The organism is Tessaracoccus lubricantis (assembly GCF_039544535.1).
GTDB classification, from domain to species: domain Bacteria; phylum Actinomycetota; class Actinomycetes; order Propionibacteriales; family Propionibacteriaceae; genus Arachnia; species Arachnia lubricantis.
In genome coordinates this window covers 82,472-101,856 of record NZ_BAABLV010000017.1, presented here as the reverse complement: position 1 = coordinate 101,856, position 19,385 = coordinate 82,472, and the positions used below count along the sequence as shown (strand labels likewise).

Below are 19,385 nucleotides of genomic sequence, written 5' to 3'. Positions count from 1 at the left end.
TCACGCCAGCGCGGCCAACAGTTCGTTGAGCAGCTCCGTGGACGAGAGGTGCACCCAGATCCCGTCGCGCAGCTCGCTGGCCGTGATCCCCGTGCGCATCGCCAGCGCCACCAGGTTGACCACCTCCTGCGAGTCGACGCCGTGGTGCGCGAAGCCCAGCACCTGGTCGGTGTCGGCGTCGACGACGACCTTGGCGATGCCGCGCGTCTCCCCCAGCGTCTTGGGCCGGGGCACCATCGCCAACCTGGCCACCGGCTTGGCGGCGACCCTCACGTTGAGCCCCCGTTCGCGCGCCTGCCGTTCCGTGAGGCCGACGCTCGACAGCGGCGGCGTGACGAACGTCGTGGTGGGCACCGCGAGGCGGTCGGTCCGGCTGCGCCCACCGTCACCCAGGAGTTGCGAGCCGACGATGCGGTAGTCGTCGAGGGAGATGTAGGTGAACTGGGGCCCGCCGTTGACGTCGCCCACGGCCCACACGTTCTCCGCGCTGGTGCGCAGCGAATCGTCGACGACGATGAAGCCGCGCTCGTCGACGTCGACCCCCGCCGCCTCGAGCCCGGCAGGCACCGCCGGCACCCGGCCGATCGCGAACAGCACCGTGTCGGCCTCGAAGCTGCCCCCGGTGGTCTCGACGGTGGCGGCCGTGACCTCGGTGACCTCCACGCCGTCCACCACGGTGATACCCGAATCGGCCAGCGCCGACAGGACGGAGGCCCGCACGTCGTCGTCCTCCCCCGCGAGGGCGGCGCCGCGGCTGAGCAGCGTCACGTCGCTGCCGAACCCGGCGAACATCTCGGCGAACTCCAAGCCGACGGCGCCCGCCCCGACCACCACGAGGCGGCCGGGCAGGTGGTCGATCCGCTGGATGGAGATGGAGTCGTGCACGTGCGGGAGGTCGGCGCCGGGCACCCCGCCCGGCCGCGGCGCGGAGCCGGTGTTGATGACGACGGCGGCGGCGTCGATCTCCAGCCGCTCACCGCCGGCCCCGACGGAGACCCGCCGCGGCCCGACGAACTCGGCCTCGCCCATCACGACGGTGACGTGGGCGTTGCCCTCGAGCATTGCCCGGTTGGCGGCGTTGAGCTGCTCCACGAGCGAGTCGCGCCGGCGCAGGGACTCGGCGAGGTAGGTCTCGGGGTCGTCCTCCGGCCGGCGTTCGGCCGCCGAGTGGACCAGGGCCTTGGTGGGGATGCACGCCACGTTGATGCAGGCGCCCCCGACCATGGCCTCGTCGCGCTCGACCATGACCACGCGACGGCCCGCCGCGGCCGCCTTCGCCGCGAGCGTCTTGCCGCCCTTGCCCCAGCCGATCACCACGAGGTCTGCGGGCAGTGTGCTGGTCATGGCGCCTCCTGTGTCGTCGGGGCCCACACGATACTGCGCCGCCGGTCAGTCGCCCCGGCGGGCCTTCTCGAGGCGGGCGTACATCTCGTCGACGAGGTGCCGGAAGCGCTTCTCCACCTCGCGCCGGCGCACCTTCAGCGTGGGCGTCAACAGGCCGTTGTCCATCGTGAACTCCTCGTCCAGCACGGTGGTCTCCTTCGGCCGCTCCTGTGAGGGGAGCCTCGCGGTGAGTTCGTCGACGCGGCGGCGCAGCTCGTCGAGCAGTTCGCTGGAGTTCACCCAGTCCTTCATCTCGCCCGGCCAGGAGAACCGCTTGGCGAGTTCCTCGACGGCGGGCAGCGACGGCTTGACCAGCAGCGTCACGAACGGGCGGTTGTCGCCCAGCAGCACGGCGTGTTCGAACAGCGGGTCCGCCAGGATCAGCCCCTCGATGGGCTGCGGCGCCACGTTCTTGCCGCCGAGCGTGACGATGATGTCCTTGAGCCTGTCGGTGATGATCAGGAAGCCGTCGGTGTCGACGTAGCCGACGTCGCCGGTGTGCAGCCAGCCGTCCTTGATCAGCTCGTCCGTGGCCTCCTGGTTGTTCCAGTAGCCGAGCATCACGTTGGGGCCCTTGTACAGGATCTCGCCGAACTCCCCGATGCGCAGTTCGCCGCCCGGCAGCACCTTGCCGACGGTGTTCTCCTTGAAGTCGTCGGGTGCGTTGAACGACACCAGCGGCGAGGCCTCCGTCAGGCCGTAGCCCTGCAGGATGGGCAGGCCGACGGAGGCGAAGAACTCCTCGATCTCCGGCCGCAGCGGCGCGCCACCACACGCCAGGATCTTCTTCGACCCGCCGAGCGCGGCCCGGACGCTGCTGAGCACCAGTTTGTCGGCGACCCTCAGCTTCGCCCGCAGCGCGGCGCTGGGGGTGCGGCCCGCGCGGAAGGCGTACTGGTTGTGCCGGCCGATCTTCAGCGCCCACGCGAAGATGCGTCGCTTCAGCGGCGACGCCGCCGCCTTCTGGTGCGCCGTGGTGTAGACCGTCTCGTACAGCTTGGGCACCGACACCATCATCGACGGCTCGGCCAGCACCATCTGCTCGGCCACCGTCCGCGCGTTCTCGACGTAGGTGTTCATGCAGCCGTGCATCAGCACCACGTACGTCCACGCCCGTTCCAGCGCGTGGGACAGCGGCAGGAAGCACAGCGACTCGTCGTCGGCGCTGATGTCGAAGAACTGGTCCAGCGCGTCCGACTGCATCACGAACGCCTTGTGCTGCAGCATCACGCCCTTGGGGCTGCCGGTGGTGCCGGAGGTGTAGATGATCGACGCCAGGTCGTCGCCGGTGGCCGCCTCGAAGCGCTCCTCGACGGCGGGGGTGGGCTCGGCCAGGAAGTCGGCGTAGCTGCGCAGCGGCGCGGGCATGCCGCCGTAGGGCTTGACGATCACCACGTGCTGCAGCGCCGGGAGCGCGTCGAACACCTCGAGCACCCGCTCGGCCTCAGACTTGTTGCCGACGAACATCACCGTCAGCCCCGAGTCGGCAGCGATGTGCTCGATCTGCTCGGGGGTGGACGTGGCGTACAGCGGCACGGGCACGGCCCGCACGGTGCCGGCGCCCAGGTCGATCTCCGACCACTCGGGCCTGTTGCCCTGGAAGATGCCGACGCGCCCACCGGGCTCGACGCCAAGGTCCAGCAGGCCCTGGCCCACCCGTCGGACCTGCTCACCGAACTCGGCGTAGGTCTGGGTGCGCCAGCCCTCGCCCTCACGGATCCGGGTGGCGGTGCGGTGGCCGTGTTCGTCGATGACCCGGCGCACTCGCTCGACGACGTGGTTGCTCATGGGGTTCCCCCTTCGTTGGGCGTACCCAAGGGTAACCGGCGGCGGGCGGTGCGAGCGCCGTCACGCCGCCGGACGCCTCAGGCGCGGGCCTTGTCCGCCGCGATCACGCGGCGCATGCCCTCGATGGCGGTGGGGATGAGGTTGCCGATCTGCGAGGCGTCCTTCTCCTCCTCCGTCATGGGCTGGAAGTCGTGGTGGCCCATGATCATCATCACGCCGCCGGCGCGGACGCGGCGCGTCGCGGCGACCAGGAACAGCGTGGCGCACTCCATCTCGGAGACCAGGCAGCCGCCGGCCACCCACGCGTCCCACCGCTCCTTCAGCCGCGCCGCCACCGGCATCGAATCCGGCGAGTGCTGGCCGTAGAACGAGTCCTTCGACTGCGAGACGCCCACGTGGTAGCGCTTGCCCATGTCGCGGGCCGCCTCGGTCAGGCCGGTGATGAGGTCCTGGTGGGCGACGGCGGGGAACTCCACCGGCAGGTAGTGCAGGCCCGTGCCCTCGTCGCGGATGGCGGCGTTGATCACGGCGACGTCGCCGGGCTGCGTCTCCGGCTGCATGGCTCCGGAGGTGCCCACCCGCATGAAGGTGTCGGCGCCGACGTGGATCAGTTCCTCCACCGCGATCGCGGTCGACGGGCCGCCCATGCCGGTGGAGGTCACTGCGACGGGCACGCCGTCGAGTTCGCCCGCCCACGTGGTGTGTTCGCGGTGCGACGCGACGAACCGCGGGTTGTCGAAGTGCTGTGCGATGACCTCGCAGCGGCCGGGGTCGCCCGGCAGGAAGACGTAGCGGCCGATGTCGCCCTGCTTGAGGTGGATGTGGTACTCGTAACCCTCTGAGTAGGCCATGGATTCTCCTTCACTGAATGCCAGCCAAGCTACCCGTTCCCGCCCGGCCCATGCTGGGTTTAGAGTGTGTCTGTTGGGCCGATGCCACACGCGGTGGGGGGCAGGAGGAAGCGATGTACGTGCTGCGCAAGGCGTTGGCAGTCGCCGCCGCCCTGACGCTCGCCGCACCCGCCGTCGCCCACGCCGACGAGGGCGCGGCCCCCGTGACGCCCATGCGCCGCATCTCGTGCCCCACTGCCGAGCAGGTCTCGGCCGCCTCCGGCTACGACCTGACGTCGCTCACCGCCACCCGCACGTCCTGCTGGTACGAGAGCGCCTCGGCGCAGTCGCTGCGCCAGCGGGTGGAGTTCACCTACACCAAGGACGCCACCCTCACGGCCGCCCGCGCGCGGGTCGAGGCCTGGAAGGACGCCACCGTCCGCGCCGCCGAGGCGCTGGGCGCCGACGCGTTCTCGTGGGAGTCGGCCGGCCCGGCCAACATCTACTGGGAGGTCAGCCCCGGCGCAGTGGGCACGCTGAGCGGCGTCGACGACCACGCCAGGGCCGTGGCCACCGCGCAGCTGTTCCGCCCGCAGATGGAGGTCTACACCGTGCCGGGCGAGCGCACCGTCGGCGGCAGGCTCTGGCGCACCACGTGCGAGCCCTACTCCGAGACCACCCGCTGCCGCACCGAGATCTGGGCCCACACCGTCGTGCCCGACGGGAACTCGTTCCGCCGTCAGGCCGGCTGGACGTTCAACTCGCTGACCTACCTGTGGTCCAAGCGCGCGCTCTGGGCCGACAACCCCCTGGCCACCGACGGCACGTGGCGCGCCGACGGCCGCGTGTGGCGCACCGAATGCGACACCGCCGTCACGGGGCGCGGCGCGTGCCGCACCTGGCTGCGCCAACCCACCGTCGAGGTGGGGCCGGACGGGCAGCTGGTCACCACCACCGGCTGGGTGTTCAACAACCAGGTCCTGTTCAGCTGACCCCGGGATAGGCTCGCGTCGTGGACGCTCTCGGCGGTGCCATCGGCGCCCTGGTCAATGTTCTGATCCTCATCTACGTCGCCCGGCGACTCCTCGGGGTCCCCGTGGGCTGGGGCCGTGCCGCCCTGGTCAGCGCGGCGGTGTTCGCGGTGACGTACGAGAGCCTCGACGCGGTGATGGCGCACTACGGCCTCGACCAGGACACCGAGCCGCTCCCGCTGACGCTGCTGCTCGTGGTCAGCGTGGGCTGCCTCATCACGTTCGAGTTGATCGTCCTGACGCTGCTCGAGGTGTTCATCCCCACCCGCAACGTGCCCAGCTTCACCCAGTTCGTCACCGGCATCCCCGCCGCGCTGCGCCGGGTGCGCCGCTACGTCGCCATCTGGTGGATCGTGACGCGCCGCGGCCTGAGCGCCTACCTGGGGCCGGCGTCGAAGGGCGACGTGGAGTCGCCGCGGGTGGCCCGCTCGCTGCGCCGGGCCCTCACCGACGCGGGCGTGACGTTCGTGAAGTTCGGCCAGATGCTGTCGACCCGCGCCGACCTCCTGCCGCCGGCCTTCGTCCGCGAACTGTCGAAGCTGCACAGCCAGGTGGAGGCCGAACCGTGGGCCGCGGTGCGCCCCGTCATCGACGACGAACTCGGCCGGCCGCTCGAGGAGGTGTTCGCCGAGCTCGACGAGACCCCGCTCGCGGCCGCCTCCGTCGCCCAGATCCACACTGCCAGGCTCGTCGACGGGACGGACGTCGTCGTCAAGGTGCAGCGGCCGCGCGCCCGCCGGCAGGTCACCGCAGACCTCGACATCCTCGACCGCATGGCCCACCGCCTGGAGAAGACGACGGTGTGGGGCCGCCAGATCGGCGCGGTTGGGCTCAGCGACGGATTCGCCGCGTCACTCCACGAAGAGCTCGACTACAGGGTGGAGGTGGCCAACATGCGCGGCGTGGCGGCCGCCAGCAGCCTCAAGGTGCCGCAAGTCTACGACCAGTTCTCGGGCGAGCGGGTGATCGTCATGGAGCGCCTCCACGGCCAGCCGCTGTCGGCCGCGGACGTGGACGCGCTCGCGCCCCATCGTCGTGCCGAGCTGGCAGAGGAGCTCCTCTCCGGCGTCCTGCGGCAGATCTTCGTCACCGGCGTCTTCCACGCCGACCTGCACCCGGGCAACGTCGTCCTCACCGACGACGGCGAGCTCGCGCTGCTCGACTTCGGCTCCGTCGGGCGCCTCGACCGCCCCACGAGGTCGGCGCTGGTGATGCTGCTCTTCGCAGTCGAACGGCAGGACTCCATCGCCGCGACAGACGCACTGCTGGACCTGATGGACCGGCCGGACGACCTCGACGACCGCGACTTGGAACGCGAGGTGGGCGGCCTCATCGTCCGCTACGGCGACGGCCTCGCCCCAGGCGGATCCGCCGCCATGTTCACCGCGCTGCTGGACCTCGTCGTCCGGCACGGCTTCCGCGTACCGCCCCAACTCGCTGCGGTGTTCCGCACCCTCGGCACGCTCGACGGCACCCTGCGCCTCCTGGACCCCGACATCGACCTCATGCGGACCGCGAAGGCCCGCGGTGCCGAGGTGGCGAGGGAACTCACCGGGCGCGACGCCATCAAGCAGCAGGTCGACCACCAGCTCGCCACCCTGCTGCCGATCCTGGCCAGGCTGCCGCGTCGCATCTCGCGGATCACCGAGCAGCTCGAGGACGGCACGCTCGCCGTCAACGTCCGCACCCTCGGGCATCCGGTGGACCGCGCCTACCTGGCCGGCATCGGCGGCCAGCTGAACCTGACGCTGCTCGGCAGCGCGCTGGGCATCGGTGGGCTGTACCTCCTCACCCGCGACGGTGGCCCCATGCTGCTGCCCCAGCTGGCGCTGTGGCCGTTCCTCGGCGTGACGCTGCTGTTCCTCGCGTTCACGCTCGGCGCGCGGGTGCTGGCCAGCATCTTCTTCCGAGAACACTGACATCCATGTCAACCAGGACCGTGGACCACCGCGTGCTACCTGCATCTCCTCGAGGAAGGTGACACCGATGAAGCTCCGCACCACACTCACCACGCTCGCCGTCGCGGCCCTCCTGGCCGCGGGGCTCGCCCTGCCCGCCCAGGCCGACACGGTCGCCCCTGTGCGCCGGGTCTCCTGCCCCTCGGTGGCCGCCGTCAAGGCCGCCTCGGGCGTCCCCGTCACCACCATGGCCGCCACGCCGGAGACCTGCACCTACTACGCGGGCGGCACGGCGACGGTGCTGTTCGAACTGACCGACTACGCCACGCCGGCCGAGGCCCAGGCCGACATCGCCGCGAACTGGCCCGAGGAAGCGCCCTATCCCTTCGACCCCAGGCCGGTGCCGAGCCTCGGCCCGGGTGCGTTCCGGTGGGCCGACGCCAGCCCGTCGTTCGTGTACTGGCAGTTCGCCCCAGGGGTGACCGCCGAGTTGTTCGGCGTCTGGAGCGACGCGGCAGTCGTCAACACCCCGCCGCTGTTCAGGCCGATGATGGAGGTCTACACCGTGCCGGGCACCCGCACGGTCAACGGCCGGCAGTGGCGCACCAGCTGCGAGCCCTACTCCGCGACGGCGCGCTGCCGCACCGAGATCTGGGCCACCGTCGTGCTGCTCGAGGGCGGCAGGTACGTCAAGACCGACGGCTGGGCGTTCAACTCCTTGACCTACCGCTGGTCGGACCGGGCGCTGTGGAAGGGCAACCCGCTGGGCAACACCAACGCGGGCTGGGTCGCCGACGGCGAGGACGGCCGCCGGTGGCGCACCGAGTGTGACACCGCCGCCACCGGCCGCGGCGCCTGCCGCAGCTACATCCTCGCCACCGTGATCAGCGCCACCCCCAGCAGGTACGTCCAGGAGGCCAAGTGGGTCTTCAACAACCAGGTGCTCTTCTCGAACTGAGCCGCGCAAGGAGACCCACATGATCCGGACAGTGCGGCGCAGCCTCATTGCAGCGGCCACCGCAGCCCTCATCGCTGCCTCATCCATCGTCGGCGCGCCGGCCGCGAGGGCGGAGGTCGACGTCTACTCGACCCCCGGCTCCCACCACGTCAACGGCCGCGACTGGCGCACCACCTGCGAGCCCTACTCGGCGACGGTGCGGTGCCGCACGGAGATCAGGGCCACCGTCATCTCGTATGACGCCGCGACGGCGCGGTTCAGCCAGAAGACCGACTGGGCCTTCAACAACCTGACCTACCAGCCGTCCTCCTGGGCCATCTGGAAGGGCAACCCGCTCGCCGTGCCGGGCAGCTGGACGGCCCCCGACGGCCGGCAGTGGATCACCGAGTGCAACACGGCCGCCACGGGCCGCAACGGCTGCCGCTCCTACGCCAAGGTCTCAGTCGCCCACCACCAGGCCAGCAGCGACCAGTACCTCGTCTCCTCCCTCTGGGTGTTCAACAACATCGTGCGCTTCACGCCAGGCACCATGCCGGACCTCACCTCGCCGGTCACCATCCCCGACGACCGGCTCCGCGCCTGCGTCACCGAGACCCTCCAGGGCGCCCCGGCCACGCCCGCCACGTTGGCCGGGCTGCACTTCCTCAGGTGCGAGGCCGACGACCTCACCGGCCTCGAGCACGCGGTGAACCTCACCAACCTGCACCTCTCGGGCTCCTACACCGACCTCACGCCGATCAGCGGGCTCGGCAAGCTCTACCAGCTGACGCTGCACGACAACGCGCAACTGCGCGACCTGCGTCCCCTGGCCGGGCTCACCGGACTGGCCCACCTGACGCTGCGCGCCACAGCCGTCACCGACTTCTCCCCGCTCACGCGGGTGGCCCCGTTGGACGTGTTCACCGTCGAATCGGCCACGCTCACGTCGCTGGGCGCGGCCGTCGGCGGCCCCAACCTGCGCGTCTTCACCGGCGACGGCTCCCCCAGGCTGACCGACGTGTCCGCCCTGGCCACGGCCACCGGCCTGGAGACGATCTCGCTGAAGGGGACCGGGGTGGCCGCGCTGCCGTCGCTGGCGAAGCTGCCCAGGCTCACCACCCTTGCCGTGGAGGGGTCGAAGCTGGCGAGCCTCGCGCCGGTGGCGGGCCACCCGACGCTGCGGGAGGTGTTCTTCGACTCCACCCCGGTGACCGACGTGTCGCCGCTTGTCAGCGTGCCGAAGCTGCGGCTGATCTTCGCTTTCGACAACAGCGTGACGAACTGGACGGTGCTGAAGCCCAAGTTCGACGCGGGCGGCCTCCAGATCTTCTGGTTCGCGCCCTCGGACGGCTACACGCCGCCGTGGTGATGTCGCCGCGCGGTGACATACTCGCTGGGTGACTGATCGCAACCTGATCTCGGCCCCGGGCACGGCCAGGACCTTCCACCGGATGAAGGTCCTCGCCGTCATCCTGATGTCCATGGGGATGTCGATGATGGCGGTGTCGTCGGTCAACGTGGCACTGCCCACCATCCAGGAGGGGTTGGGCGCCACGGATCAGGACCTGCAGTGGGTGCTGGCCGGCTACGCCCTGGCGTTCGGCGTCACGCTGATCCCCGCGGGCCGCGCGGGCGACGTGCTGGGCCGGGGCTCGTGGTTCGTCGTGGGCGCGGCGGTGTTCACGGTCGCCTCGCTGGCGTGCGGGTTGGCGCCCAACGCCGTCGTGCTCAACGCGGCACGGCTGGCCCAGGGCGTCGGCGCCGGGATCTTCTCGCCGCAGGTCACCGGCATGATCCAGCAGTACTTCAGCGGCGGAGGCCGCGCCAAGGCATTCGCGTTGTTGGGGGTGACGATCTCCGCGTCGGTGGCGGCCGGCCCCGTCATCGCGGGCGCGATCATCGAGGCCGCCGGTCCGGAGACCGGCTGGCGCTGGGCGTTCTTCGGCTACCTGCCGCTGGGCCTGGCCGCAGTGGTGCTGGGATTGTTGTGGTTCCCGTTCGTGACGGAACGGCGACGCCGCCTGGGCCTCGACGCGACGGCGGCGCGGGTGGACCTCGACCCCGTGGGGACGCTGCTCATCACCGCCTCCGTCGTGGCGGTGATGTACCCGTTCATGGCGCGCGACCCCTGGGTCTGGGCGCTGCTCCCGCTGGGCGCGGCGCTGATCGCCGCCTGGTGGGCGTGGGAGCGGCGCTACAAGTCGGCCGGGCGCGAGCCGCTGGTGGACCTCGAGCTCTTCCGCTACCGCTCGTTCCGCAACGGGCTGCTGGTCTCCGGCGCCGCGTTCCTGGGGCTGACCTCGACGTTCGCCGTCGTGGCGATCTTCCTGCAGACCGGCCTGGGCGTCGACGCGCTGCGCACCGGCCTGCTCGGCCTGCCCAACGCGGTGCTGAGCGCGGTGGCGTCGATCTACACCGTGCGGTTCGTGATGACGCGCGGCCGGCGGCTCGTGGTCGTCGCGCTGGCCACGATGGTGACGGGGGCCGTGTTGAGCATCCTGGTGGCGTGGGGCATCGGCGCCTTCGGGCTGTCCTTCTGGTGGTTGTCGGCCACCCTGGCGCTGAACGGCGCCGCGATGGGGGCGTTCGCCTCCGCGAACCAGACGCTGAGCATGCAGGACGTGCCCGTGCGCCACGGCGGCACCGCCAGCGGGTTGAAGCAGACCGTCGAGCGCATCACGACCGCCTTGGGCAACGCGGCGATCACCGGCGTCTTCTTCGCGGTGGCCGCGGGGGGCTCATGGTCGCTGGCCTTCATCGGCGCGTTCGTCGGCATCGTGCTGTGCCTCCTGCTCGCCCTCGGCCTGGGCATCATGGACGAGAGGCAGCACGCTCGCTGAGCCGTGGCTCGGGAGGCGGGCAGGGCCGGCGACTTGGCTAGGCTGGGCCGCATGTCGTTCCCCCTTGGCGCCCACGTCGACTCCGTCAACCCGCTCGCCGATGCCGCCGCGCTCGGCGCGGGTGTCGTCCAGATCTTCCTGGGCGACCCGCAGTCCTGGAAGAAGCCGGCTGCGCTCACCGAGGGAGGCGCGGACGCGCTGCGCCGGGGGGCGGCCGAGGCGGGGGTGCAGCTCGTGGTCCACTCCCCCTACGTGCTCAACGTCGCCTCGCTCAACAACCGGGTGCGCATCCCCAGCCGGAAGCTGCTGCAGCAGACGGTCGACGAGGCGGCCGCCGTCGGGGCGCTCGGCGTGGTGGTGCACGGGGGCCACGTCACCGCCAAGGACGACCCCGCCGTCGGGTACGACAACTGGCGCAAGTGCGTCGACGGCCTGAAGCTCCCGGTGCCGATCTTCATCGAGAACACCGCCGGCGGCGGCCGGGCGTTGGCACGCAAGGAGGAGGGCATCCAGCGGCTGTGGGACGCCATCTCCGGCTCCGACAACATCGCCCAGGTGGGTTTCTGCCTCGACACCTGCCACGCGCACGCCGGCGGCCTCGAACTCGACGGCCTGGTGGGGCGCCTCAAGGCCATCACCGGCCGGGTCGACGTGGTGCACTGCAACGACTCGCGCGACGCCTACGACAGCGGCGCCGACCGCCACGCGAACCTCGGCAAGGGTTTCGTGGACCCGGAGGCGCTGATCAGCATCGTCCGCGACGCGGCCGCCCCGACGATCCTCGAGACCCCGGGCGGCGTCCTCGAGCACGACGCCGACCTGGCGTGGCTCCGCGAGCGCCTCTGAGCCCCCTGAGTCCCCTGAGCCGCGAGCCCTGCGAGCGGTCGAAGGGCCAGCGGGTCTCACGACTCACCAGTCGTTGGACGCCGCGATCCTGTCCGCCTGCTCCCGGTAGCGCTCCATGACCTCCGGGCGCGCCTGGGCCTCGTAGGTCTCGGAGCCCTCGAGTTCCCACTGCGGCAGCGTGCCCGTCAGGGCCCACGCCGCCTGGCGCGCGGCGCCCAGCGCCACGTACTCACCCGACGGCGGCACGTCGACCGGCACCCCAAGCACCTCCGGCGCGATCCGGCGCACGGCCTCCGACCTTGCGCCGCCCCCGATCAGTGACACCCGCCGCACGTCCACGCCCAGCGCGCGCACGGCGTCGACACCGGTCCCCATGAGGCCCAGCAGGCCCTCGACGGCGGCCCGGGCCACGTTCTCGCGCGTGAAGTTGCCCAGCGTCATGCCCACCAGCGACGCGTTCGCGTCGGGCAGGTTGGGCGTGCGTTCGCCCTCGAACCACGGCACCAAGGTCAGGCCGCCGGCGCCCGGCTGGGCCGCCAGGGCCAGCCGGGAGAGCTCGTCGAAGTCCACGCCCAACACCGTCCGGGCGGCGTCGAGGATGCGCGCGGCGTTGAGCGTGGCGGTCAGCGGCAGCCACGCTCCCGAGGCGTCGGCGAACCCGTTGACGGTTCCGCTGGCGTCGGCCACCGGGGTCGACGACACCGCCGCCACCACGCCGGACGTGCCGATCGACAGCGACGTCTGCCCCGGCGCCAGGCCCAGGCCCAGGGCGGCCGCGGCGTTGTCGCCGGCCCCTGCCGCGACGAGGAGGCCCGGCCCCTCGACCGCCTCGTCGGGCCGCAACACGCGGGGCAGCACCACGTCGGAGGCGTCACGGCGCAGCGCGAGGGAGAGCAGGTCGCGGCGGTACTCGTCGGCGACCGAGTCGAAGTAGCCGGTGCCGGAGGCGTCGGAGCGGTCGGTGACCAGGTCCTGGAGCGTGCGGGCACCGCGGATGCGCCAGGTGAGCCAGTCGTGCGGCAACGCGACGGCGGCCACCCGTGCCGCGTTCTCGGGTTCGGCGTCTGCCAGCCAGCGCAGCTTGGTCTGCGTGAACGACGCCAGCGGCAGGTGGCCCACCGCCTCCGCCCAGCCGTCGAACTCCGCGCGCAGGTCCTCGGCGGCCTGCGCGGAGCGGGTGTCGTTCCACAGCAGCGCGTCGCGGATCACGCGGCCGTCGGCGTCCAGCGCCACCATCCCGTGCTGCTGCCCGCCGACGCTCAACGCCTCGACGCCGCCCAGGCCACCGGCCTGCTCGACGGCCTGCTGGAATGCCCGCCACCAGTGTTCGGGGTCGACGGCGGTGCCGTCCGGGTGCGACGCCTGGCCGCGCCGCACCACGCGCCCGGAGGCGGCGTCGACGATGAGGACCTTGCACGACTGCGTCGAGGTGTCGACGCCTGCCACCAATGTCATGACCGAATTCTCCTCATTGAGATTGTTTTTCCCTAAAACAATAACATTGCGGGCCCGCATGATGCCACATGGGGGCGTCACATTGAGCCCGCTTTGCGCCACCCGATAAGCTGAGCCCGCCACCAAGAACTCAACCGATGGGAGTCCTGGCGTGCTCTATGCCCTGATCGCCGTCCATGCGATTCTGGGTGCGCTCACTCCCGTGCTCGTCAAGCGCATGGGGGCCCGTGTCTACTTCCTCCTTGCCCCCGCGCCGCTGGCCGCCGGCATCTGGCTGCTCACCAAGGCTCCCCTCGTCCTCGCGGGCCGTCCCTACGTCGAAGCCTACGGCTGGATCCCCGCCCTCGACGTCGACCTGACGCTTCGCATGGGCCTGGCGCAGTGGGTGCTCGCGATGATCGTGTCGTGGATCGGCGTGGCGGTCCTGGTCTACTCGCGCTGGTACTTCGAGGGCCTCACGCAGGGCCGCTCTGCCGCAGTCCACGCTGTTCGCCGGCACCATGCTGGGCCTGGTCACCGCGGACAACCTGGTCGTGTTGTACGTCTTCTGGGAACTCACCACGATCTTCTCCTACCTCCTCATCGGCCACGACCCCACCCGGCGCGCCAACCGCGGCGCCGCCCACACCGCGCTGATCGTCACGACGACGGGCGGCCTGGCCATGCTCGTGGGCATCGTCGCCCTCTGGAGCGCCTCCGGCACGCTCTCGCTGGAGCAGGTCATCGCCAACCCGCCGACGGGGACCCTGGCCACGGTGGGCGCGCTCCTGATGCTGGTGGGTGCGCTGTCGAAATCCGCGCTCGTGCCGTTCCACTTCTGGCTGCCGGGCGCGATGGCCGCGCCCACGCCCATCTCCGCCTACCTGCACGCCGCCGCCATGGTGAAGGCCGGCGTCTACCTCGTCGCCGTGCTGGCCCCGGCCTTCGCGACGGTGCCGTTCTGGCGGCCCGCCGTCATGCTGCTGGGCACGCTCACGATGATCATCGGCGGCTGGCGGGCGCTGCGCCAGACGGACCTCAAGCTGCTGCTCGCCTACGGCACCGTGTCGCAGCTCGGCTTCATGGTGCTGTTGGTGGGCGTGGGCACGGAGGCGGCCGCGCTCGCCGGCATGGGCACGGTCATCGCCCACGCACTGTTCAAGTCCACGCTGTTCATGTGCGTGGGCCTCATCGACCATTCGGCAGGCACCCGTGACGTCCGCGAGCTGAGCGGCGTCGGCTACCGCGTCCCGTGGCTCGCGGTGCTGGCGGGGCTGGCCGCGCTGTCGATGGCGGGCATGCCCCCGCTGGTCGGCTTCCTCACCAAGGAGGCCGCGTTCGAGTCCATCGCCTACCTCGTCGTCGGCGACATCCAGGCCATCACCCCCCTCGCGGCGGCCGCGCTGGCCGCAGCGCTGGTGTTCGGCTCCGCGATCACCGTGGCCTACTCGCTGCGGTTCTGGTGGGGTGCGTTCGCGTCCAAGGAGGGCGCGCCCGCGCTCAGCTGGCACCGCCCGGCGCTCGGCATGGCCGGCGTGCCGATGTTCCTCGGCGCCCTGAGCCTGGTGGGCGGCTTCCTCGGCCCCCACCTGACGGCGATGCTGAAGCCCTACGCCCAGTCGGTGGGGCACGGCCAGCCCAGCCACGGCTTCGCGCTGTGGCACGGCGTGAGCTGGCCGCTGATCATGTCCGTCATCGCGCTCACCACCGGCGTGCTGCTGTTCGTCTTCCGGGAGCGCATCGCCGCCATCCAGGCCACCTTCCCGACCACCACCACCGCCGAGGAACTGTTCCACCGCTCGATGCACGGGCTGGACCGCGTCTCCGTCGAGGTCACCGCCCGCACGCAGCGCGGCTCGCTGTCGATCTACCTGGGCACCATCCTCCTGGTGCTGGTGGGGCTGTCCACCTACGCCATGCTGCGCATCCACATCTGGCCCACCTACCGCCTCTTCGACAGCTGGCCGCAACTGCTCGTCGTGGCCGTGATGGCGACGGCGGCCGTCCTCGCCGCCGCCTCCCGCGGCCGCATCCGCGCGGTGCTCCTGGTCGGCGTGACCGGCTACGGCCTGGCCCTGCTCTTCGCGATGGGCGGCGCACCGGACCTTGCGCTGACCCAGGTGCTCGTCGAGACCGTCACGCTGATCGTGTTCGTGCTGGTGGTGCGCAAGCTGCCGCGCTACTTCACCAACCGCCCCCTGAGCTCGACGAGGTGGTGGCGCGTGCTGATCGCGCTCGCCGTCGGCCTCACCGTGACGCTGATCTCGCTCGTCGCCGTCGGCGCCCGAGTCGCCGAACCGGTCTCCAAGGCCTGGTACGAGGCGGCCTACGAGTTCGGCTACGGCAAGAACATCGTCAACGTGGCGTTGGTCGACACCCGCGCCTGGGACACCCTCGGTGAGATCGCGGTGCTCGTCATCGCCGCCACCGGCGTCGCCTCGCTGATCTTCCTCCGCTCCCGCGTGGTGGGCCTCACCTCCACGGCACAGGCCTTCGAGTCGCGCGACGACGAGCCGCAGGCAGACAGCGCGCCCGGCGTGTGGCTGCGCGCGGGCCAGACGCTGTCGCCCATGGTGCGCTCCCTGGTGTTCGAGGTGACCACCCGGATGCTGTTCGGCGTGATGATCGTGGTGTCGATCTACCTGTTGCTCGCCGGCCACAACTGGCCCGGCGGCGGCTTCGCCGGCGGCCTGGTCGCCGGCATGGCGCTCATCATCCGCTACCTCGCCGCGGGCCGCCACGAACTCGACGAGGCCGCCCCGTTCGACGCCGGACGCCTGCTGGGTGGGGGCCTGCTCCTGGCCCTGGCCGCCGCGATCATGCCCGTCTTCTTCGGCGGCAACATCCTGCAGAGCTACGACGTCCACCTGGACATCCCACTGCTCGGGGAGCTGCACCTCGTGTCGTCGACGGTGTTCGACATCGGCGTGTACCTCGTCGTGGTCGGCATGCTGCTCGACGTGGCGCGCAGCCTCGGCTCCGGCATCGACCAGCACGCCACCGAGGAGATCGCGCCCATGCCCATCCCGGATTCCACCAAGGCCATCCCGGGTTACGGGGGGCGCCGATGACCGCCAACCTGGTCCTCGCCATCACCGCCGGCATCCTCGTCGCCGCGGGCGTCTACCTGCTGCTCGAACGCTCCCTCACCCGCATCCTGCTGGGCATCATGGTGGCCAGCAACGGGGTCAACCTCATGTTCCTGGTGGCAGCCGGCAAGCCGGCGTTGCCGCCCATCGTCGGGCTGGGCGACTCCGGCGCCGACGGGGTGTCGGACCCGCTTCCGCAGGCGATGGTGCTCACCGCGATCGTCATCACGATGGCGGTGGCCGCGTTCGTGCTCACCATGGCCTACCGCAGCTTCCAGCTGCACGGGCACGACGAGGTGGCCGACGACGTCGAGGACGCCCGCATCCGCCAACTGGCCCAGGCCGACGTCACCTCCGAGTCCTACGAGGACACCACGTTCTCCGACACCGGCGCGGATGTGGTGAGCGAATGATGCTCCACAACCTCATCCCCCTGCCCGTGCTGCTCGCCATCGGCGGCGCCGCCGTCGCCCTGGCCCTGCCCCGCCGTCCAGGGCTGCAGCGCCTCGTGTCGATCATCAGCCTCTCCGGCATCGTCGCGCTGGCCGCGTCGTTCATGTGGTTCACGCACCGCGACGGCCCCATGGCCATCTGGCTGGCGGGCTGGGACCCGCCGCTGGGCATCTCGCTGGTGGTGGACAGGCTCAGCGCGCTGATGTTGTTCGTCGCCTCGGTCATCGCGCTGGGCGTCCTCCTGTTCGCCACCGGCCAGGACAAGGACGAGGTCAAGCGCGAGACCCCGGTGTCGATCTTCCACCCCACGTTCCTGCTGCTGATGGCGGGCGTGTCGAACGCGTTCCTCGCCGGTGACCTGTTCAACCTGTTCGTCGGCTTCGAGATGCTGTTGTTCGCGTCCTACGTGCTGCTGACGTTGGGCGGTACGTCGGACCGCATCCGGGCGGGCACCACCTACGTCGTGGTGTCGCTGCTCAGCTCGTCGCTGTTCCTGATCTCGCTGGCCGCCGTCTACGCCGCCACCGGCACGGTCAACATGGCGCACCTCGCCGTCCGCCTCCGCGACCTCACGGAGCCCGTCCAGCTGCTGCTCGAGGTGCTGCTGATCGTCACCTTCGCCATCAAGGCGGCGGTGTTCCCGCTGTCGTCGTGGTTGCCCGACTCCTACCCGACGGCGCCCGCACCCGTCACGGCCGTGTTCGCCGGCTTGCTGACCAAGGTGGGCGTCTACGCGATCATCCGCACGGAGACGCTGCTGTTCCCCGCGCACACCATCTACAACGTGCTGCTGGTGGCCTCGCTGCTGACGATGGTGCTGGGCATCCTGGGCGCCGTCGCGCAGGTGGAGATCAAGCGAATGCTGTCGTTCACGCTGATCAGCCACATCGGCTACATGATCTTCGGCATCGCGCTGGGCACGGACGCGGGCCTGGCCGCCACCATCTTCTACACCGCGCACCACATCACCATCCAGGCCACGCTGTTCCTCGTCACCGGGCTGATCGAGCGACGCGGCGGCACGTCGTCGCTCGACGGGCTCGGCGGCCTGCTCAAGGTGGCGCCGCTGCTGGCCGCGCTGTTCTTCATCCCCGCCATGAACCTGGGCGGCATCCCGCCGCTGTCCGGGTTCATCGGCAAGCTCGGCCTGCTGCAGGCGGGCGCCGAGGTGGGCACCCCGCTTGCCTGGACGGTGGTCGCCGGCGGCGTCCTCACCAGCCTGCTGACGCTGATGGCCATGGCGAAGGTCTGGAACCGGGCGTTCTGGGGTGTCACGCCCGCAGAGCAGCGCCGCGCAGACGCCGCCGCCCACGACCTCGGGGCGGAAGACGTCGTCGACGAGGACACCCGCCCCATGCCGCCGCTGCAGGTGGGCGCCACCGTCGGCCTCATCGCGTTCGGACTGGCCCTCTCGGTGTTCGCCGGGCCGCTCTACGAGTACGCGCACGCCGCCGCGGCCATGCTGCGCGACGGCTCCTACGTCCAGGCGGTCCTCCCGGAGGGGTTGCGATGATCGCGAAGTCCCGCACGCCCTGGCCCGAGCGCCTGAAGTTCCGCCCGCTGTCCGTGCTGGCCATGGCCGTGGTCTGGGTGCTGTTGTGGGGCAGCTTCACGCCGATGAGCATCCTGTCGGGGATCCTGCTGGGGTACCTGGTCGGCGTGGTCCTGCCGCTGCCGCCGGTCTTCTGGCAGGGCCGGCCCCGCCCCTGGGGCATCGTCCGGCTGGCGGCGCACCTCCTCTACGACCTCGTCGTGTCGTCGGTGCGCGTGTTCCTGCTGGCCTTCCACCGCAAGGTCGACCTCCGCGCCGGCATCGTGCGCATCGACCTCATCACCGACAACGACCTCTACCAGGTGCAGGTGGCGGAGATGATCTCGCTGGTGCCCGGCACCGTCGTCGTGGAGGTGGTGCGCCACCCGCGCCGCCTGTACCTGCACGCCATCGACCTCCACGGCCCGGACCCGATCGGGCGGGTGCAGAAGATGGCCGTCGCGGTGGAGTCACGGGTGGTGCGGGCCTTCGGCTCGCGGCAGGAGATCGACGACTTCAACGCGTCGCTGCACGACCATCCCGCCCCTGAAGCCCCCGAGATGGAGGTCGAGGCATGATCACCGCCACCAACGTCATCCTCGGCATCGCAGCGGCGCTGCTGGCGCTGTCGGCGTTCATCGGCGTCAACCGGATCGCCGCCGGCCCCTCGCAGCTCGACCGCTCCGTCGCGGCAGACCTCATCGTCGCCGTGGTGGTCGCCTCGCTGGGCCTGTGGGTGGTCTACACCGACATGTCGACCGAGCTGATGGTGCTGGTGTTGCTGTCGATGCTGGGCTTCACCAGCGCCGTGTCGGTGGCACGGATGGTCTCGGACCGGATGCTGCAGCGGCACCGCTACAACAAGAGGCGGAAGGAACGACCATGACCGACCAGGTCTTCGACTTCGTCAGCTCGCTGTTCCTGCTCGTCGGCGCCCTGTTGTGCTTCGGCGCGGCCGTGTCGCTGGTGCGGTTCCCGGACGTGCTCGGCAAGATGCACGCCATCACCAAGCCGCAGGTGCTGGGGCTGATCTTCGTGTCCGTGGGCATCGCGCTCAGCCTTCGCACGTGGTGGGCCGTGGGCCTGTGCGTGCTGATCATCGTGCTCCAGCTGCTCACCGCGCCGGTGTCGGCCAGCCTCGTCTCGCGCTCGGCCTACCGCAGCGGCCTGGCCGACGACTCGGAACTGCTGGTCAACCACCTCGCCGAGGACCTCGAGGGCGCGGGCTTCCGCCACCTGGACTGACCATCGCATGACCCAGTTCTGGCACGGGCCCGACGTCGCGTTCCTGGAGAGTTGGCTTGGGTGAGCGGCTACGGTCGGTT

At 70.9% G+C, this 19,385-nt stretch carries 16 protein-coding genes; 12 read left to right on the top strand and 4 right to left on the bottom strand.

Annotated features, from left to right (window positions below; all coding sequences use genetic code 11):
• The 3 genes from ABEA30_RS05220 to udp all read right to left on the bottom strand — a co-directional run bounded on the left by ABEA30_RS05220 (window position 1) and on the right by udp (window position 4,022).
• Complete coding sequence (locus ABEA30_RS05220; protein WP_345580003.1) at window positions 1-1,344, bottom strand: dihydrolipoyl dehydrogenase family protein; 1,344 nt, start codon at window positions 1,342-1,344, stop codon at window positions 1-3.
• 45 nt (window positions 1,345-1,389) lie between these two features.
• Window positions 1,390-3,171: an AMP-dependent synthetase/ligase gene (locus tag ABEA30_RS05215; protein WP_345580000.1), complete on the bottom strand. Its 1,782-nt coding sequence runs from the start codon at window positions 3,169-3,171 to the stop codon at window positions 1,390-1,392.
• Between the two features lie 77 nt (window positions 3,172-3,248).
• Window positions 3,249-4,022 carry a uridine phosphorylase gene (gene udp / locus ABEA30_RS05210; protein ID WP_345579997.1) on the bottom strand — a complete coding sequence of 258 codons (774 nt, stop codon included), beginning with the start codon at window positions 4,020-4,022 and terminating at the stop codon, window positions 3,249-3,251.
• Window positions 4,023-4,135: 113 nt separating this feature from the next.
• Between udp and ABEA30_RS05205 the strand changes: the two genes are divergently transcribed.
• The 6 genes from ABEA30_RS05205 (at window position 4,136) to ABEA30_RS05180 (ending at window position 11,553) form a co-directional block, all read left to right on the top strand.
• Entirely contained in the window at window positions 4,136-4,993 is an 858-nt protein-coding gene (locus ABEA30_RS05205) for a glycoside hydrolase 64/thaumatin family protein (protein ID WP_345579994.1), read from the top strand.
• A 20-nt stretch (window positions 4,994-5,013) separates the two neighbouring features.
• Window positions 5,014-6,951, top strand: a complete 1,938-nt coding sequence (locus ABEA30_RS05200; RefSeq protein ID WP_345579991.1) for an ABC1 kinase family protein — start codon at window positions 5,014-5,016, stop codon at window positions 6,949-6,951.
• Window positions 6,952-7,018: 67 nt separating this feature from the next.
• Complete coding sequence (locus ABEA30_RS05195; RefSeq protein WP_345579988.1) at window positions 7,019-7,888, top strand: hypothetical protein; 870 nt, start codon at window positions 7,019-7,021, stop codon at window positions 7,886-7,888.
• Window positions 7,889-7,907: 19 nt separating this feature from the next.
• Complete coding sequence (locus ABEA30_RS05190; RefSeq protein WP_345579985.1) at window positions 7,908-9,236, top strand: leucine-rich repeat domain-containing protein; 1,329 nt, start codon at window positions 7,908-7,910, stop codon at window positions 9,234-9,236.
• Window positions 9,237-9,264: 28 nt separating this feature from the next.
• Window positions 9,265-10,707 carry an MFS transporter gene (locus ABEA30_RS05185; protein ID WP_345579982.1) on the top strand — a complete coding sequence of 481 codons (1,443 nt, stop codon included), beginning with the start codon at window positions 9,265-9,267 and terminating at the stop codon, window positions 10,705-10,707.
• 51 nt (window positions 10,708-10,758) lie between these two features.
• Window positions 10,759-11,553, top strand: a complete 795-nt coding sequence (locus tag ABEA30_RS05180) for a deoxyribonuclease IV (RefSeq protein ID WP_345579979.1) — start codon at window positions 10,759-10,761, stop codon at window positions 11,551-11,553.
• A 63-nt stretch (window positions 11,554-11,616) separates the two neighbouring features.
• Here ABEA30_RS05180 and xylB read toward each other — a convergent pair whose 3' ends face one another.
• Entirely contained in the window at window positions 11,617-13,008 is a 1,392-nt protein-coding gene (xylB, locus tag ABEA30_RS05175; protein ID WP_345579976.1) for a xylulokinase, read from the bottom strand.
• 470 nt (window positions 13,009-13,478) lie between these two features.
• Here xylB and ABEA30_RS05170 point away from each other — a divergent pair, with 470 nt between their 5' ends.
• Genes ABEA30_RS05170 through mnhG form a run of 6 tightly spaced genes read left to right on the top strand, consistent with a single transcriptional unit; the run spans window position 13,479 to window position 19,305 of the window.
• On the top strand, window positions 13,479-16,058 hold the full coding sequence (locus tag ABEA30_RS05170) for a Na+/H+ antiporter subunit A (RefSeq protein WP_345580169.1): 2,580 nt from the start codon (window positions 13,479-13,481) through the stop codon (window positions 16,056-16,058).
• A complete protein-coding gene (locus tag ABEA30_RS05165; protein WP_345579973.1) occupies window positions 16,055-16,489 on the top strand; it encodes a Na(+)/H(+) antiporter subunit C in 435 nt (144 codons plus the stop codon). Before ABEA30_RS05170 ends, ABEA30_RS05165 begins: the two co-directional genes overlap by 4 nt.
• A complete protein-coding gene (locus ABEA30_RS05160) occupies window positions 16,486-18,042 on the top strand; it encodes a Na+/H+ antiporter subunit D (protein WP_345579970.1) in 1,557 nt (518 codons plus the stop codon). The genes ABEA30_RS05165 and ABEA30_RS05160 overlap by 4 nt, the downstream gene beginning before the upstream one ends.
• Window positions 18,039-18,638: a Na+/H+ antiporter subunit E gene (locus tag ABEA30_RS05155; RefSeq protein WP_345579967.1), complete on the top strand. Its 600-nt coding sequence runs from the start codon at window positions 18,039-18,041 to the stop codon at window positions 18,636-18,638. Before ABEA30_RS05160 ends, ABEA30_RS05155 begins: the two co-directional genes overlap by 4 nt.
• The gene (locus tag ABEA30_RS05150) at window positions 18,635-18,946 is read left to right on the top strand and encodes a monovalent cation/H+ antiporter complex subunit F (protein ID WP_345579964.1); all 312 of its coding nucleotides are present in this window, start codon (window positions 18,635-18,637) and stop codon (window positions 18,944-18,946) included. The genes ABEA30_RS05155 and ABEA30_RS05150 overlap by 4 nt, the downstream gene beginning before the upstream one ends.
• The gene (gene mnhG / locus ABEA30_RS05145) at window positions 18,943-19,305 is read left to right on the top strand and encodes a monovalent cation/H(+) antiporter subunit G (protein ID WP_345579961.1); all 363 of its coding nucleotides are present in this window, start codon (window positions 18,943-18,945) and stop codon (window positions 19,303-19,305) included. The genes ABEA30_RS05150 and mnhG overlap by 4 nt, the downstream gene beginning before the upstream one ends.
• Window positions 19,306-19,385: the final 80 nt, after the last annotated feature.

Excerpts from the sequence above, each read along its gene's own strand:
- ABEA30_RS05215 (WP_345580000.1), bottom strand. The coding sequence starts at position 3,171 with ATGAGCAACCACGTCGTCGAGCGAGTGCGCCGGGTCATCGACGAACAC.
- udp (WP_345579997.1), bottom strand. The coding sequence starts at position 4,022 with ATGGCCTACTCAGAGGGTTACGAGTACCACATCCACCTCAAGCAGGGC.
- ABEA30_RS05150 (WP_345579964.1), top strand. The coding sequence starts at position 18,635 with ATGATCACCGCCACCAACGTCATCCTCGGCATCGCAGCGGCGCTGCTG.
- ABEA30_RS05205 (WP_345579994.1), top strand. The coding sequence starts at position 4,136 with ATGTACGTGCTGCGCAAGGCGTTGGCAGTCGCCGCCGCCCTGACGCTC.
- ABEA30_RS05195 (WP_345579988.1), top strand. The coding sequence starts at position 7,019 with ATGAAGCTCCGCACCACACTCACCACGCTCGCCGTCGCGGCCCTCCTG.
- ABEA30_RS05155 (WP_345579967.1), top strand. The coding sequence starts at position 18,039 with ATGATCGCGAAGTCCCGCACGCCCTGGCCCGAGCGCCTGAAGTTCCGC.
- ABEA30_RS05165 (WP_345579973.1), top strand. The coding sequence starts at position 16,055 with ATGACCGCCAACCTGGTCCTCGCCATCACCGCCGGCATCCTCGTCGCC.
- xylB (WP_345579976.1), bottom strand. The coding sequence starts at position 13,008 with ATGACATTGGTGGCAGGCGTCGACACCTCGACGCAGTCGTGCAAGGTC.
- ABEA30_RS05190 (WP_345579985.1), top strand. The coding sequence starts at position 7,908 with ATGATCCGGACAGTGCGGCGCAGCCTCATTGCAGCGGCCACCGCAGCC.
- ABEA30_RS05220 (WP_345580003.1), bottom strand. The coding sequence starts at position 1,344 with ATGACCAGCACACTGCCCGCAGACCTCGTGGTGATCGGCTGGGGCAAG.
- mnhG (WP_345579961.1), top strand. The coding sequence starts at position 18,943 with ATGACCGACCAGGTCTTCGACTTCGTCAGCTCGCTGTTCCTGCTCGTC.
- ABEA30_RS05160 (WP_345579970.1), top strand. The coding sequence starts at position 16,486 with ATGATGCTCCACAACCTCATCCCCCTGCCCGTGCTGCTCGCCATCGGC.
- ABEA30_RS05180 (WP_345579979.1), top strand. The coding sequence starts at position 10,759 with ATGTCGTTCCCCCTTGGCGCCCACGTCGACTCCGTCAACCCGCTCGCC.